The sequence below is a fragment of the Prevotella corporis DSM 18810 = JCM 8529 genome, from assembly GCF_000430525.1.
Taxonomy (GTDB): Bacteria; Bacteroidota; Bacteroidia; order Bacteroidales; family Bacteroidaceae; genus Prevotella; species Prevotella corporis.
This window is the reverse complement of sequence record NZ_AUME01000021.1, coordinates 1-14,375: the sequence shown is the minus strand read 5'-3', so window position 1 is coordinate 14,375 and position 14,375 is coordinate 1. Positions and strand designations below refer to the sequence as shown.

16 protein-coding genes are annotated in these 14,375 nt (G+C 39.2%); 10 read left to right on the top strand and 6 right to left on the bottom strand.

Going from position 1 to position 14,375, the window contains the following annotated elements; all coding sequences use genetic code 11:
* Positions 1-78 precede the first annotated feature (78 nt).
* The 3 genes from H515_RS0105350 (at position 79) to H515_RS0105340 (ending at position 2,834) form a co-directional block, all read left to right on the top strand.
* Positions 79-357 carry an HU family DNA-binding protein gene (locus H515_RS0105350; RefSeq protein WP_025876203.1) on the top strand — a complete coding sequence of 93 codons (279 nt, stop codon included), beginning with the start codon at positions 79-81 and terminating at the stop codon, positions 355-357.
* Between the two features lie 273 nt (positions 358-630).
* The gene (locus tag H515_RS0105345) at positions 631-2,202 is read left to right on the top strand and encodes an Rne/Rng family ribonuclease (RefSeq protein WP_025876205.1); all 1,572 of its coding nucleotides are present in this window, start codon (positions 631-633) and stop codon (positions 2,200-2,202) included.
* 185 nt (positions 2,203-2,387) lie between these two features.
* Positions 2,388-2,834, top strand: a complete 447-nt coding sequence (locus H515_RS0105340) for a NanQ anomerase/TabA/YiaL family protein (protein ID WP_025876208.1) — start codon at positions 2,388-2,390, stop codon at positions 2,832-2,834.
* 388 nt (positions 2,835-3,222) lie between these two features.
* Here H515_RS0105340 and H515_RS0105335 read toward each other — a convergent pair whose 3' ends face one another.
* Genes H515_RS0105335 through H515_RS0105325 form a run of 3 tightly spaced genes read right to left on the bottom strand, consistent with a single transcriptional unit; the run spans position 3,223 to position 4,879 of the window.
* The gene (locus H515_RS0105335) at positions 3,223-3,675 is read right to left on the bottom strand and encodes a DUF4293 domain-containing protein (RefSeq protein ID WP_028901680.1); all 453 of its coding nucleotides are present in this window, start codon (positions 3,673-3,675) and stop codon (positions 3,223-3,225) included.
* 2 nt (positions 3,676-3,677) lie between these two features.
* Positions 3,678-4,019, bottom strand: coding sequence for a DNA-directed RNA polymerase subunit omega (locus H515_RS0105330; RefSeq protein ID WP_025876211.1), 342 nt, complete (start codon positions 4,017-4,019; stop codon positions 3,678-3,680).
* A 35-nt stretch (positions 4,020-4,054) separates the two neighbouring features.
* Positions 4,055-4,879 (bottom strand): outer membrane protein assembly factor BamD, encoded by an 825-nt coding sequence (locus tag H515_RS0105325; RefSeq protein WP_028901679.1) that lies wholly within the window; start codon positions 4,877-4,879, stop codon positions 4,055-4,057.
* A gap of 125 nt (positions 4,880-5,004) precedes the next feature.
* Between H515_RS0105325 and uvrB the strand changes: the two genes are divergently transcribed.
* The 6 genes from uvrB to H515_RS0105295 all read left to right on the top strand — a co-directional run bounded on the left by uvrB (position 5,005) and on the right by H515_RS0105295 (position 12,323).
* Positions 5,005-7,044, top strand: coding sequence for an excinuclease ABC subunit UvrB (gene uvrB / locus H515_RS0105320; RefSeq protein ID WP_025876212.1), 2,040 nt, complete (start codon positions 5,005-5,007; stop codon positions 7,042-7,044).
* Between the two features lie 98 nt (positions 7,045-7,142).
* A complete protein-coding gene (locus tag H515_RS0105315) occupies positions 7,143-8,096 on the top strand; it encodes a DUF4468 domain-containing protein (protein WP_025876213.1) in 954 nt (317 codons plus the stop codon).
* Positions 8,097-8,100: 4 nt separating this feature from the next.
* A complete protein-coding gene (locus H515_RS15035) occupies positions 8,101-8,337 on the top strand; it encodes a hypothetical protein (RefSeq protein ID WP_025876214.1) in 237 nt (78 codons plus the stop codon).
* On the top strand, positions 8,337-10,718 hold the full coding sequence (locus tag H515_RS0105305; RefSeq protein ID WP_025876215.1) for a putative porin: 2,382 nt from the start codon (positions 8,337-8,339) through the stop codon (positions 10,716-10,718). Before H515_RS15035 ends, H515_RS0105305 begins: the two co-directional genes overlap by 1 nt.
* Positions 10,719-10,759: 41 nt before the next feature.
* The gene (menA, locus tag H515_RS0105300; RefSeq protein ID WP_036890744.1) at positions 10,760-11,689 is read left to right on the top strand and encodes a 1,4-dihydroxy-2-naphthoate octaprenyltransferase; all 930 of its coding nucleotides are present in this window, start codon (positions 10,760-10,762) and stop codon (positions 11,687-11,689) included.
* A gap of 7 nt (positions 11,690-11,696) precedes the next feature.
* Complete coding sequence (locus H515_RS0105295; RefSeq protein ID WP_028901678.1) at positions 11,697-12,323, top strand: HD domain-containing protein; 627 nt, start codon at positions 11,697-11,699, stop codon at positions 12,321-12,323.
* A gap of 63 nt (positions 12,324-12,386) precedes the next feature.
* On the opposite strand, the gene H515_RS0105290 is transcribed toward H515_RS0105295, so the two are convergent.
* The 3 genes from H515_RS0105290 to H515_RS0105280 form a co-directional block, all read right to left on the bottom strand.
* Positions 12,387-12,854 carry a nucleoside deaminase gene (locus tag H515_RS0105290; RefSeq protein ID WP_025876219.1) on the bottom strand — a complete coding sequence of 156 codons (468 nt, stop codon included), beginning with the start codon at positions 12,852-12,854 and terminating at the stop codon, positions 12,387-12,389.
* 146 nt (positions 12,855-13,000) lie between these two features.
* Positions 13,001-13,156 carry a hypothetical protein gene (locus tag H515_RS14815; RefSeq protein WP_169719586.1) on the bottom strand — a complete coding sequence of 52 codons (156 nt, stop codon included), beginning with the start codon at positions 13,154-13,156 and terminating at the stop codon, positions 13,001-13,003.
* A gap of 5 nt (positions 13,157-13,161) precedes the next feature.
* The gene (locus H515_RS0105280) at positions 13,162-14,064 is read right to left on the bottom strand and encodes an RluA family pseudouridine synthase (RefSeq protein ID WP_028901677.1); all 903 of its coding nucleotides are present in this window, start codon (positions 14,062-14,064) and stop codon (positions 13,162-13,164) included.
* Between the two features lie 225 nt (positions 14,065-14,289).
* Here H515_RS0105280 and H515_RS15240 point away from each other — a divergent pair.
* On the top strand, positions 14,290-14,375 hold an 86-nt coding region (locus tag H515_RS15240), incomplete at its 3' end, for a helix-turn-helix domain-containing protein (RefSeq protein WP_154653653.1).

Below are 14,375 nucleotides of genomic sequence, written 5' to 3'. Positions count from 1 at the left end.
TTTATCTGAAAATGAGTATCTTTGCACTCCGTTATAACAAAGATAGAAAGATTATATAACATTTAAGTATAAATAAAAATGACTAAAGCAGATATCATCAATGAGATTGCAGCATCAACTGGCATTGCCAAAAAAGACGTGTCAGCAGTTGTAGAATCTTTTATGGACGCTATCAAGGACAGCTTGCTGGACAGAAAAGAGAATGTGTACCTCCGTGGTTTTGGTAGTTTCATCGTAAAGCACCGTGCAGAGAAAACAGCTCGTAATATTTCAAAGAATACGACTATTACTATCCCTGCTCATGACTTTCCAAGCTTCAAGCCTGCCAAGACTTTTATCGAGGACATGAAAAAATAACAAACAAAAGTTTAAAGTAATAATTTAAAATCAAGAACTATGCCTAACGGAAAGAAGAAAAAGGGACACAAGATGGCTACGCACAAGCGTAAGAAGAGATTAAGAAAGAACAGACATAAGAGCAAGTAAGCCCCACGGGCTGAAAGCGCTCACAACTCTTTCACAACTTGACGGGGCATGTTATCGCATCAGACTCCTTTCCCTGGGAGTGCGACAACACGTCTCGTTTTTTATGAAATATAAGTACGGAATACTTATAACAAACAGAAGAAAATGACAAGCGAAGTTATTATTGATGCCCAGCCGAAAGAGATTTCGATAGCATTACTTGAGGACAAGCGCCTGGTGGAATACCAACGCGAGCCAAGAGAAGCGAATTTCTCTGTGGGAAACATCTACGTGGCAAAAGTGAAGAAACTGATGCCGGGTTTGAATGCTTGTTTCGTAGATGTAGGTTTCGAACGCGACGCATTTCTTCATTATCTTGATTTAGGAAGTCAGTTCAACTCCTTTGCTAAATACCTCAAACAGGTACAAAGCGACAGGAAAAAGCTTTATCCTATCCAAAAAGCCAGTCGCCTACCCGACTTGCAGAAAGACGGAAGCATACAAAACACTCTACAAGTAGGGCAAGAGGTAATGGTGCAAATAGTTAAAGAACCCATATCCACCAAAGGGCCTCGCCTCACGGGAGAAATCTCCTTTGCAGGAAGGTACCTAGTGCTCATACCATTTGGGGATAAAGTGAATGTTTCCTCAAAAATTAAAAGCGGTGAGGAACGCGCTCGCCTGAAACAACTGATTCAGAGCATACGCCCAAAGAATTTTGGAGTGATTGTTCGTACGGTTGCGCAAGGAAAACGGGTGGCGGAGCTCGACTCTGAGATGAAAGTTCTGCTGAACAGATGGAAGGAAGCCATCACAAAAGTTCAGAAAACTCAGGATCGTCCACAGCTCATCTTCGAAGAGACAGGACGTGCGGTAGCCATGCTCCGCGACCTCTTCAACCCAACCTATGAGAATATTTATGTCAACGACGAGGAAATTTGTACTGCAGTCAAACACTATGTTTCACTTATTGCCCCTGAAAAGGCAAGCATAGTAAAGAAATACAACGGCAAGGTGCCTATCTTCGACAACTTCGATGTGACAAGGCAAATCAAATCAGGCTTCGGCAAGACCATCAACTATGGTCACGGTTGTTACCTAATCATTGAACACACGGAGGCCATGCATGTTGTTGACGTGAACAGTGGAAACCGTACCAAGGAAAAAGGACAGGAACAAAATGCACTGGACACCAACCTGGGTGCAGCAGACGAACTTGCCAGACAATTGAGACTGAGAGATATGGGAGGTATCATCGTTGTTGATTTCATCGACATGAACCTTGCGGAAGACCGTCAGATGCTATACGAGCGCATGTGCAAAGCGATGCAGAAAGACCGCTCTCGTCATAACATTCTACCACTGAGCAAGTTTGGTCTCATGCAAATCACTCGACAGCGCGTTCGTCCAGTAATGGATGTGGATGTGGATGAGGAGTGTCCCACATGCTTTGGCACTGGAAAAATTCGATCGAGCATATTATTTACTGATCAGCTGGAACGCAAAATTGACCGTCTCGTTAACAAGATAGGTATTAAGAAATTCTATTTGCACGTACATCCTTACGTTGCGGCCTACATCAACCAAGGAATGATTTCCATGAAACGAAGATGGCAAATGAAGTATGGAATTGGCGTGCATATCATCCCTTCGCAGAAACTCGGCTTCCTGCAATATGAGTTCTACGATGCAAAGCAACAGTTCCTTGATATGAAGGAAACAAACGACAAGTCATGATTCAAGGGCTTATCGGAAAAGATAATGAAAAGAACAATGTGTTTCTATAGTAAAGAGGCTATATCATTCAGATATAGTCTCTTTTCATTTCAAAAACTATGTAAAGAAATTCTCTATCCTTTATCTTTTTGACAATAAAACCGTACCTTTACGCTGACAAAATTAAACAAAAACAATAGAAAAAAATGATCATAGGAGATTTAAGAGAGGTTAACAGGTATTTTTCACTTCATCTTCGGATGCGCAAAGTATTCGAATACGCTTCACAACATGACTTCACGACGATGAAAGCTGGGCGCATTGAATTAGATGCCAAGCAACTATTCATCAATTTGGAAGAAGTGGAACTGAAGGAAAAAGACGAACAGTTAATCGAAGTTCACCGTAAATACATTGATGTTCACATTCCTCTTATCGCAGAAGAAGCCATCGGATGGAAGGCTTTAGCCGACCTGGGAGAACCTGATATTCAGTATGACGAGGACAAGGATTTTGCATTCTACCAACAGTTGGCTGACCAATACTTCCACATAAAGCCTGGACAATTTGCAATTTGTTTCCCAGAAGATGGTCACGCACCACTGATTGGAATTGGCAAGCAGAGAAAGTTGATTGCCAAGATTCTGATTTAGGAAAAAGTTTTAAATATCTGCAATATATGCACACCCATCAACTCACTATAATTCAATACAATAGATTTTACATATCCAAAGCTCATCTTTCACAATGCGAAAGGTAAGGTTTCAGCGGACCATACCTCACCTTTTAGAAAGCTTGAGTTCAGTGTTCGGTATTGTCTATGGGCTAATCTTTCAACGTAAGCATCCAAGATTAGCCGTCGTTCATAAAAACAAATATGTCTGCAAATACTTAAGAAAGGGGTAAGCTCTGGCCTTTCGTTCCGTCTTCACTCCCTCAGGTGGCGCTTTCTTGTATCTGAGATTGTCAGTATTCGCATTTAAAACAAACGAGCGTGTGCAAGATATGCACGCGCTCGTTCTTATGAATATTATACTATTTTTATCTTATCCTATCAGCTGCTCTAACCAATGCTTCGTCTGCTTTTATTCCCCGTCTTGCCAAAAATATAAGAATCAGCGTTAGTAAAGGCAGAAAAGATGCTAATTGAGCGTGATATATCATTCCGCTACTTAAAGTTTTACTAAGCACACCATAGGCAATATACCACACAATAATCAATATGAGAGCAATGCTACAAGTCGTTATCTGACGTTTGCGATGGTGATAGTCGAAAATTGCAAACAATTGGAGAGGAACTGTCGATAATAGAATGGCAAACAATGGCCATACGCTGAAATCTTTGGTTCCGCTGCTGTCAATTACCCATAAATTAAGCATTCTGTTTTCCCCTCCCATCCCTTGTGGCTCGAACAAGGCTATCGGCATTGACAAGCATATCAACGTAGCTATCAGTGACAGGAATAGAAAGACAGTCTGTTTACGTTGTATCATAGTTAGAAGTCCTCTTCGTCTAAATTATCCTTGGATGGATCGCGCCAATATATATTACCCTCCAAAAACTCTTGAGTTGCCAACAAAGTGGGCTTCGGCAGTTTCTCATAATAGCGACTGATTTCTATCTGTTCTCTATTTTCAAATACCTCTTCAAGCGAATCATTGTAAGAAGCAAATTCTGCCAATTTCTTACTCAAGTCCTGTTTAATCTCAATAGAAATTTGGTTGGCACGTTTTGCTATAATAGCAACACTCTCATAAACATTGTCTGTTTCTTTCCAAAGTTCTAAAACATCACGAGTAACCGTGTTTACAGGTGATTTTGATTTTTTGTAATCCATTCTATATTGTATGTATTAAATTTGCGTTTTGATAATTACTCCTTCGTGTATGCCTTACATTTCTCGATATATTTTTCGGCTGTCTCACGCTCTTTGGAGTCAGGGTATTCATTAATGAATCCATAACATTCATCTTCTGCATCCTGATAGCGTTGTATCTTTTTTTCCTCGACGCTCATTTGTGCCAGTTCAAACTTGCTTTTCATGACAAGTATGGCAAAATCTTCGCGTAATGGAGTATAAGGAAAATCGTTTAATGCGTTCTCGGCGGTGATAATACAAGCCTCATAATTATTACCACCATTAGTGCAATTTCCGAAATAGGAACCGAGATTGTAGTACAATTTAGCATTCAAAAATTCCTTGCGAATCAATTTGTCCTGCAATTCAAACAATCTTTGCTGTGCCGTACCTTTCATTTTCCCATCAGGGTAAACATCAAGATAGTCCTGAAAAGCAGCTATTGCAGCAACTGTGGGGGTTTGATCAAGTCTTGGCTCTGGCGTTCCAGCATAAAGACTCTGCCCAATGTAAAAAGAAGCCATTTCGGCATAATCGCCATTGGGATATGTCTGATAATATTTCTTGAATGTTTCCGATGCTGCCTCATAGTCTTTCAATCTATATTCAGACATAGCCAGCATATACAAACATTCCTGTGCATTATCAGTTCCTTTTTGGATTGTCACAAGATCTTGTAGTAGTGGTACGGCAAAACTGTATTTGCCATTAGCAAAACATTCTTTTGCAAATTCATACTTGTATGAATAATTTGTGCTCTTATAGACCCGATTGTATTCCTGAGCACATCCGGTAAAGAGCAATACCAATGCGATAATAATGAAAAGATTCTTCTTCATAAATCAAATTTGATTTGCAAAGTTACACATTATTCTATAAATACCAAAAGCACCTTGTAAATTTTAGCAAAAAATCACCTTTTATACAAATGTATCTGTAGTTTTTAGTAACTTTGCGAATAATAATGAAATTCAAGCTAAAATCGAAATATAAACCCACAGGCGATCAGCCAGAGGCTATCAAGGAACTGACCGAGGGCATAGAACGAGGCGACAAGAGCCAGGTGCTTTTGGGAGTTACTGGTTCTGGTAAAACTTTCACAATGGCCAACGTCATAGCCAATGTGAACAGGCCAACCCTTATTCTTTCACACAACAAGACATTGGCTGCTCAACTATATGAGGAAATGAAAGGATTTTTTCCTCAAAATGCCGTCGAATATTATGTTTCGTACTATGATTATTATCAGCCTGAAGCTTATATGCCATCAACAGATACATATATAGAGAAGGATTTGACAATCAATGAGGAGATTGACAAGTTACGTTTATCTGCTGTTTCCTCATTACTTTCTGGCCGCAAGGACGTTGTAGTCGTCTCGTCAGTTTCATGCATTTATGGTATGGGCGGACCAGTTGCAATGAAAGATAGTGTCATAAAAATCAAGAAGGGATTAATACTTGAGCGAAACGAATTTTTAAGACGTCTCGTTAATGCACTTTATGTCAGAAATGATATAGATTTGCAACGAGGAAATTTCAGGGTTAAAGGAGATACGGTTGATGTTGCTATGGCGTATAGCGATAATGTCCTCCGTATCACCTGGTGGGATGATGAAATTGATGAGATTGAAGAGGTGGACTCCATCACTTATCATCGACTTGCATCATTCGAAGCTTATGAGATATATCCAGCAAACCTTTTCGTTACTTCAAAAGAACAGACTGAGGCTGCTATTCAAATGATTCAGGACGATTTGACAATGCAGATTAATTTCTTTAACGAAATTGGAGATAACATTAAGGCCCAGAGAATTAAAGAGCGCGTAGAATATGACTTAGAGATGATAAAAGAACTGGGGCATTGTTCTGGAATTGAGAATTATTCTCGTTATTTTGATAAGCGCGAAGCAGGACAGAGACCTTACTGTTTACTCGATTTCTTTCCAAAAAACAATCTTATAATCATCGATGAGAGCCATGTCAGTGTTCCTCAAATCTCTGCAATGTATGGTGGGGACAGAGCACGCAAGAAAAATCTTGTAGAATTTGGTTTCCGTTTACCAGCAGCTTTTGACAATCGCCCGTTAAAATTTGAGGAATTCCACAGCCTTATCAACCAAATTATATACGTTTCTGCTACACCTGCTAACTTTGAGTTGCAAGAAGCTGAAGGGGTTGTGGTTGAGCAATTGATTCGCCCGACGGGACTTCTTGATCCTGAGATAGAAATCCGGCCTTCAGAAAATCAGATAGACAATCTTCTGGAAGAAATTATCCTAAGAAGTGATAAAGATGAAAGGGTGCTCATCACTACTCTAACCAAACGGATGGCAGAGGAATTAACAGAATATTTGCTCAATCACGATATCCGCACCGCATATATTCATAGCGATGTTGCAAGTTTGGATAGAATTAAAATCATTAATGATTTAAGAACAGGGGGTTATGATGTTTTGGTTGGAGTAAATCTTCTACGTGAAGGACTCGATTTGCCTGAAGTTTCATTAGTTGCAATTCTTGATGCTGACAAAGAAGGTTTTTTGAGAAGCCATCGGAGTTTAACACAGACTGCTGGTCGGGCAGCAAGAAATGTCAATGGAAAAGTTATTATGTATGCTGATACTATCACGGAAAGCATGCAAAAGACAATTGATGAAACTGCGCGCCGACGTGAGAAACAATTGAAATACAATGCTGCACACAATATAACACCAACAAAAATTGTCCGCGCTATCAAAGGTACACTTCCAATGCCCAATGGTAATCAAACATCTCAAAGCACAGCAGGAAAAAAAGCACAAGTTGCCTACATCGAGCCACCTCAAGATGCGACTTTTGCTGCCGACCCTATCATTTTGCAAATGTCGCGCGAACAGTTGGAACGAAGTATTCAAAATACAACAGCCTTAATGAAACAAGCTGCGAAAGATCTAGACTTCTTACAGGCAGCGCAGTACCGTGATGAGATTATACGATTGCAGAAAGAACTAGAACAGAAATAGTTAAAAGTTAAAGTTAAAACGTTAAAAACCTTATAACCGTTTAACGATAAACTATTTTTTCATACCTTTGCTTGATATAAAGAAGTCTTAATTTATTTATGAGAACGATATTGATTACGTTAATGGTGTGCCTTCCTATGGTTATGTCTGCCCAGAGTACATTAACCCCGGAGCAACAACTTGAGCAAGCTCAACTTCAGCTTGCAAAAGCACAAGCAGAATTAAAACAGGCACAAGAAAATGTTGTCAAAGCCCGACTCAATGCCAAGGCAAAAACAAAAGAAACGCAGCAAGAAGAAACTAAGAACAAAACGTTAGCTATTAAAAAGAAAATAGAAGAAACAAAAGCTGAAGCTGATCGACTCAATACCGAGGCAGCTCGGTTGAATCAAGAATCAGTAAAAAGCCTTAAGAACTCTCAAGAAAGGAATATTGTTGAGTCATCAGAAGAAGAGACTATAGCCCCTACTCCTAATACTTGGTCAGTTCCAACTAAAAACAATGTTGAGGATAGGGCAACTACTGTTCCTAATAACGAAGTAAACAATAAGACATATTATTTGCAGGAAGGTATAGTCCCGTTTGTGAATAATGAAGTTATCTGGTCACAAAAATTTGATGCCCCAGGTAAAAGTGCCAAAGAACTGTATGGCAAGGCTTTTGAATATTTGACAAAAATTACGCAAGGAAAGAATCAGTTGGAAGGAAGTCAGATCTCATTAGTTAATCCAGAAAGGCATGGAATCGTTGCATCGATGAAAGAATATTTAATTTTCTCATCAAATTTCTTTTCAGTCGATAGAGCCAAATTTACTTATATCTTACAGGTCTCTTGTTCTGATGGGCAAGCAGAACTAATTATGAACCGATTGAATTATGCTTATGAAGTTTCGGGTTCTGTGACTAACTATAAAGCTGAAGAAATGATAACTGACAAATATGCTGTCAACAAGAAACGTACTCGTCTTTTACCTATTGCGGGTAAATTCCGCAGAACAACTATAGATCGTAAAAATGAAATCTTTGAAGGATTTGCAACTGCTTTAAAATAAAATGATGACCGAAGAAAGACAAAATAGCACAATTCGTCGCCCTAACCATAGATTACGGCCTCAAAAGGAACAGGATCGTTTCTTAGGTATACGTCAATGGCTCAATTCGATATTTATGCTGGGGGCAATTGTTGGAATTATTTTTTACCTTATTCCTGAATACCAGAATACGGGAACAATCATTGTTCTTGTCTCAATGGTATTTAAATTTATAGAAGTTATACTCCGTATATTCCGTTAATGAAGAGATATTTCTTTGTAATTGTAACACTGATGGTTTTCTTAACCATCAAAGCGCAGAACAATAATGAAATAACCAATGATGACACTTTCAGTGCAAATGGTTATGGTAACAACCGACAGTTAGGCAGGTCTGACTCTATCCAAAGTCAGCATAAGGAAATTCCTCGTGGTTTGAAGGTGTGGACTATCGATGAGCGTTTCGGCGACAGAAAGAATGTTACTCCTGACACTCTTTCTGAAATGTATATGAACACCATATTCAATACAGGACTACGAGGTGAGTACAATTCACTGGGCAATCTTGGATCTCCACGTCAGAACCGCATTTTTATTGATCGGAAGAATCCACTAGAATTTCTATTTCTAAATCCTTATGATCAAGTTATTGTTGATCAAGCGAATTTTCGTTATACATCAACTCTTTCTCCTATAACTAATCTCTCATATAATGGAGCTGGGAACCGAACAAACGGCGAGGACCATTTCAAAGCATTATTTGCCATTAATGCAGGAAAAAGATGGGGGTTTGGTTTTAAGTTTGACTATCTCTATGGACGAGGATATTATACTAATCAGAGTACCTCTCACATACATTATTCTATATGGGGAAGCTATACGGGTGAGAAATATAAGGCCCATCTTGCCTTTTCGCTCAATCATCAAAAAGTAGCAGAAGGTGGTGGAATAACAAACGATGCATATATCACTCATCCAGAGTCATTCAAAGATTCGTATGGAACGAATGAGATTCCGACAGTTCTTTCAAAAAACTGGAACAGAAATGATAATCAGCACGTATTTTTTAACCACAGATATAGTCTTGGATTCTATAGAAAAGTTCCTATGACTGAAGACGAAATCAACGCCAAAAAGTTCGCGATTAAATCCAAGGAAGCACAAAAAGCTGAAGAGGCAAAACAAAAAGCAAGACGGGAATCAGAACGAAGCGGTGAGGAGTTCAACGAGAAAGAATACGATAAGAACAAAAAAACAGTAGGACGACCTGATGATGCAAAGATTATGGGAGAGGCTCCTTCTTCAGACGCCCCCCCTATCAGCAATCAAAAGAATGACAACACCAGTAGCCAAGATTCTGTTCAGACTTCTAAAGCACTCAAATCCCCTGAGAATAAGGGTGATGCCAACCAATGGATGAAAGATGAATACGTACCTGTAACGAGTTTTATTCATACAGCACGCTTTAGTAATTATCGCCGAATATACCAAGCATATCAGACACCAGACAAATACTATTTAAATGATTATTATAGGCAACAGATAAATTCGGGTGATTCCATCTACGATGTAACCAAACATTGGACTCTTAAAAACACATTTGCAATAGCTCTCCTCGAAGGCTTCAACAAATGGGCTAAAGCCGGAGTTAAGGCTTTTGTGTCATACGAGTTGCGCCATTACGAGTTGCCAAGTATATTGGCTGCCACAGGTTCAACAGTTGCAACATTTTCGGGGTTTGAGAAGTGGAATCAACATGATGTATCTGTTGGAGGACAATTAATTAAGACCGAAGGAAAGACTCTACATTATGATGTGAGTGCAGAAGCTTGGGTAGCTGGTGAGAGGTCAGGACAATTGCATGTTGACGGACATACCGATTTAAATTTTCCTTTATTCGGAGACACTGTTCAACTGGCTGCTACAGCATTTTTCCATCGGTCTGCTCCTTCATTCTACATGAACACATTCCGTTCTCGCCATTATTGGTGGGACAACAACCTGAATCAACTTATTCACTCACGAATCATAGGCGAATTTTCTTTGAAGAAAACCAATACAAGGCTTCGTGTTGGATATGACCTCATAAAAAATTATACTTATTTTGGACTGCAAAACAACAGGGTAACGAATGGTGATAATTTCCTTATTGAAGCAAATGATGTAAATGTAAGGCAGCACAGTGGAGCAATCAGCTTGCTTACTCTCCAACTCCTTCAAAACTTCAGGCTGGGAATTTTTAATTGGCAAAATGTTATCACTCTACAGAAATCGAGTGATGATGCAGTTCTACCTACCCCAACTCTGAACATTTATTCCAATTTATTTACCCGTTTTACAATTGCCAAGGTCTTAAAGTGTGATTTAGGGATTGATATGCGTTACTTCACAAAGTACAATGCGCCCGAATATATTCCAGGAGTTGGATCATTTGGTATTCAAGAAAACACCGAAAGCCAAACAAAAATAGGTGGTTATCCGGTTCTTAATGCATATGCAAACTTCCAATTGCAACACACTCGTTTCTTCGTAATGATTTCGCACGTGAATAGCAGTAATGGAGGAAACTACTTCTTCACTCCCCACTATCCACTTAATGAACGCATATTTAGATTCGGAGTAAGCTGGAACTTCTTTAATTAAATTAATAGCGAATACATAAAGACTAATCATTTTTATCATTGATGAAATCTGACATTGAGACAAATTCTTTTAGAGCATGGGTACTTGCCGCACGTCCAAAAACACTTACTGGAGCTGCAGTGCCTGTAATGATCGGAGTTTCATTAGCAGCTAAGGATGTGGGATGGGAAAACTTTCAAGTAATTCCAGCAATTTTTTGTTTTTTCTTTGCATTTGTAATGCAGATTGACGCAAACTTTATTAACGACTATTTTGACTGTATTAAAGGAAACGATGACAAAGAGACAAGACTTGGGCCGAAACGTGCATGTTCTGAAGGCTGGATAACTCTCCCAGCGATGCGCCGAGGACTTATCATTACAACAATTACTGCTGCAATTTTGGGATTGCCACTCATAATCTATGGTGGATTAGAAATGATAATTATAGGATTAGTATGCGTTATTTTCTGTTTTCTCTATACAACAACCTTATCTTATTGGGGATTAGGCGACTTGCTCGTTCTCATCTTTTTTGGCATTATTCCTGTTTGTATGAGTTATTATTTATCCCTACCCGAACACTTTCAAACTGTCACGATGCAAGTAATTATAGCCTCAATAGCTTGTGGATTGGTAATAGACACATTGCTTGTTGTAAATAATTACCGCGACCGAGTTAACGACAAACGAGATGAGAAAATGACACTTGTAGTAAGAATAGGTGAGCAGAATGCCGAACGCCTTTATCTGTTGTTAGGTTTAATAGGAACCTTTCTTATGGTAATAGCCTATCTTCTTGATAGAAGTCCACTAAGCTTCATTGCTATGGGGCTCTTGCTAACATATTTTTTGTTCCACTTGTGTACTTATAAACAGATGATAAGAATTAAACAAGGAAAGGAACTTAACAAAATCCTTGGACAAACTGCACGAAACATGTTCGTCTTTGGCGTTCTCTCCACGATAGGAATATTATTTTTAGCAATCTAAAATCTGTATGGCAAAAGATGTCAATTTGGAAATAATGGAGTTTGTTGAACAGCAAATCCTCCCTCGGTACAATGCATTTGGCAAATCACACGGACTTATACATGCACAGAGAGTTATAAAAAACTCACTTGACTTGGTGCCAGTTACGGGCGCTGACTGCAATATGGTCTATGTTATTGCAGCTTACCATGACCTTGGAATGGAAGGGCCACGGGCCATTCATCATCTAACAAGTGGGAAGATACTATTGAACGATGCACGGTTGAGGAAGTGGTTCTCACCCGAACAAATCCGCATAATGAAAGAAGCTGTTGAAGACCATCGTGCCAGCAGCTCTCGTGTCCCCCGAAGCATTTATGGTAAGATTGTTGCAGAAGCTGACAGAGATCTTACCCCAGAAATCGTTTTCACTCGTGCCATTGAGTTCGGAATAGAGAATTACCCTGAAAAGGGAAAAGAAGAACAATGGATACGATTCTTAGAGCACATGAAAACAAAATATAGTCGAACGGGGTATATGCGACTTTGGATTCCCAATTCTCCCAATGCTAAAAACTTAGATTCGATTCGTGAAACAATAGACGATGAATCTAAATTACGGGCGGAGTTCGAAAGGCTTTTCCCTCAAAAATAAAAAAACTGCCTGTGGAATGAGCTGATAGGTCATATCACAGACAGAATGATTCTCACTGACTATTTAATATTCTGTCTTATCTTCTTTCTTCTCCCACATTCTGAAAGCATTAATAGCCTCATTACGAAGGAGAATTTCAGATGGCTTTTTGCGATATTGAGGCTTTACCGCAATCTCTTCATATATAAAATCATCATCAAAACCAATCTTTCCTGCATCCTTACGGTCGTTTGCATAATATATCTTTTCGAGATGTGCCCAATAAATAGCACCGAAACACATCGGGCAAGGCTCGCATGAAGTATAAATAACACAACCACTCAAGTCGAAAGTTCCTAATTTCTTGCAAGCTTTCCGAATGGTAGAGACCTCAGCATGGGCCGTAGGATCCATGTCGATTGTGACATTGTTGCTACCTTCGGCTATAATTTCACCATCACGAGCAATGACCGCACCAAAGGGACCGCCACCACTTTTAACACTATTCTCTGAGAGCTCAATAGCCCTCCGCATTAATTCTTCGTTTGTCATTATTATTTATTTTTATTGAGTAGCTTTGAAATTCTGACAGAAGTCAAGTTTATCCAACTTTATTTTATAAAATTAAACAGAAACTAAAGTCATTATGAATTATGCACCTGATAATCAATATTATTTGTCTCTTATTTATCACGTCATTAAATATGGCCTAAAACTCTAAGAAGGTAGAGAACTACAACAAGCGCAACAAGTGTAATTGCTGCCTTGAAAATACAGCCTGCTACCTCTTTGATGAGGAAAACACCAATTACAACAACTGCAATGATAGCAAGGTAATATTCTAAATTAGCCATATAATTTATCTTTTAGCAAATACTTTCCTGAAACTTATAGGAATTGAAGTTGAAAACTCCATCGGCTGATGCGTCAAGGGGTGATAGAAACAGAGCACATAAGCATGAAGTGCCAGTCTATGGATAGGGTCATCGCCGTTTCCATATTTAATGTCACCACAAACAGGATGGTTCATATCGGCAGCATGAACACGGATTTGATTTTTTCGGCCAGTTTCCAATTTAAATTCTACAAGAGAGTAGTTGGCAGAACGATCCAACACATGAAAATGTGAGACTGCATATTTACCTCCATTGTCAACTGGTGAACTATAGGTGACATAAGCCTTGTTGTCTTTCAGCCAATTGGCAATAACTCCCTCATTATCCTCCATCTGCCCACTCAACACAGCAATATATCTACGATCGTACACAATATTATGCCAGTCGTGCTCAAGAAGTTGCTCAACCTCCATGCTCTTTGCGTAAATCATTAAGCCAGATGTATCGCGGTCAAGACGATGAACGACATGTGCCGTACATTTCTGATGAGATTTGTGGAAATAATCATCCAGTACCTTTTTAACATTAAGAGACATATGTCCAGCGGCCATTGACAATATTCCGTTATTTTTCTCTACGACAACCAAGTAGCGGTCCTCATAGACCAACTTGACATGTTTGCTTTGAAACGTATCATTTTTCTTGCTTGTACTAATAGAAACATGATCTCCTGGCTTGAGCATATAGTCGAATTTTGTCACCAAACGCCTATTCACCTTTACGCCATGATTATGTAAGGTTGCCTTGGTCTTTGACTTGCTTTGACTCAAGTTTGCAAGCAGCCACTCCAGCAAAGGAGCTTCCTCGCGGACTTCCATTTGTTCGTACCGTGCTTTGCGAAAGAATGGGTTTTGCTTTTTTATCATAACTGCAAAGGTACAATGTTTTAAAACCAAAACCATGAAAACAAAAGCGCAAGTTCAACATAGAACTGCAATCCCAAGTACGGGTGTAGCTTAATAATCTATGCCTGAAAACCCCGAGGGGTTTGGGGGCGAGCAGCCCCCATGAGTGGAAAAATCAGCAAGCAATGCATAAAAATGAAAAAGGGAGACCTCTGTCTCCCAAAGATTAATTAAATATGCATTGCTATGTACAAACAATTAACCTCGGAGCAAAGGTACACAATTTCTGTGCTACTCCAAAACGGAATGAAACAAAAAGACATTGCCAAAGC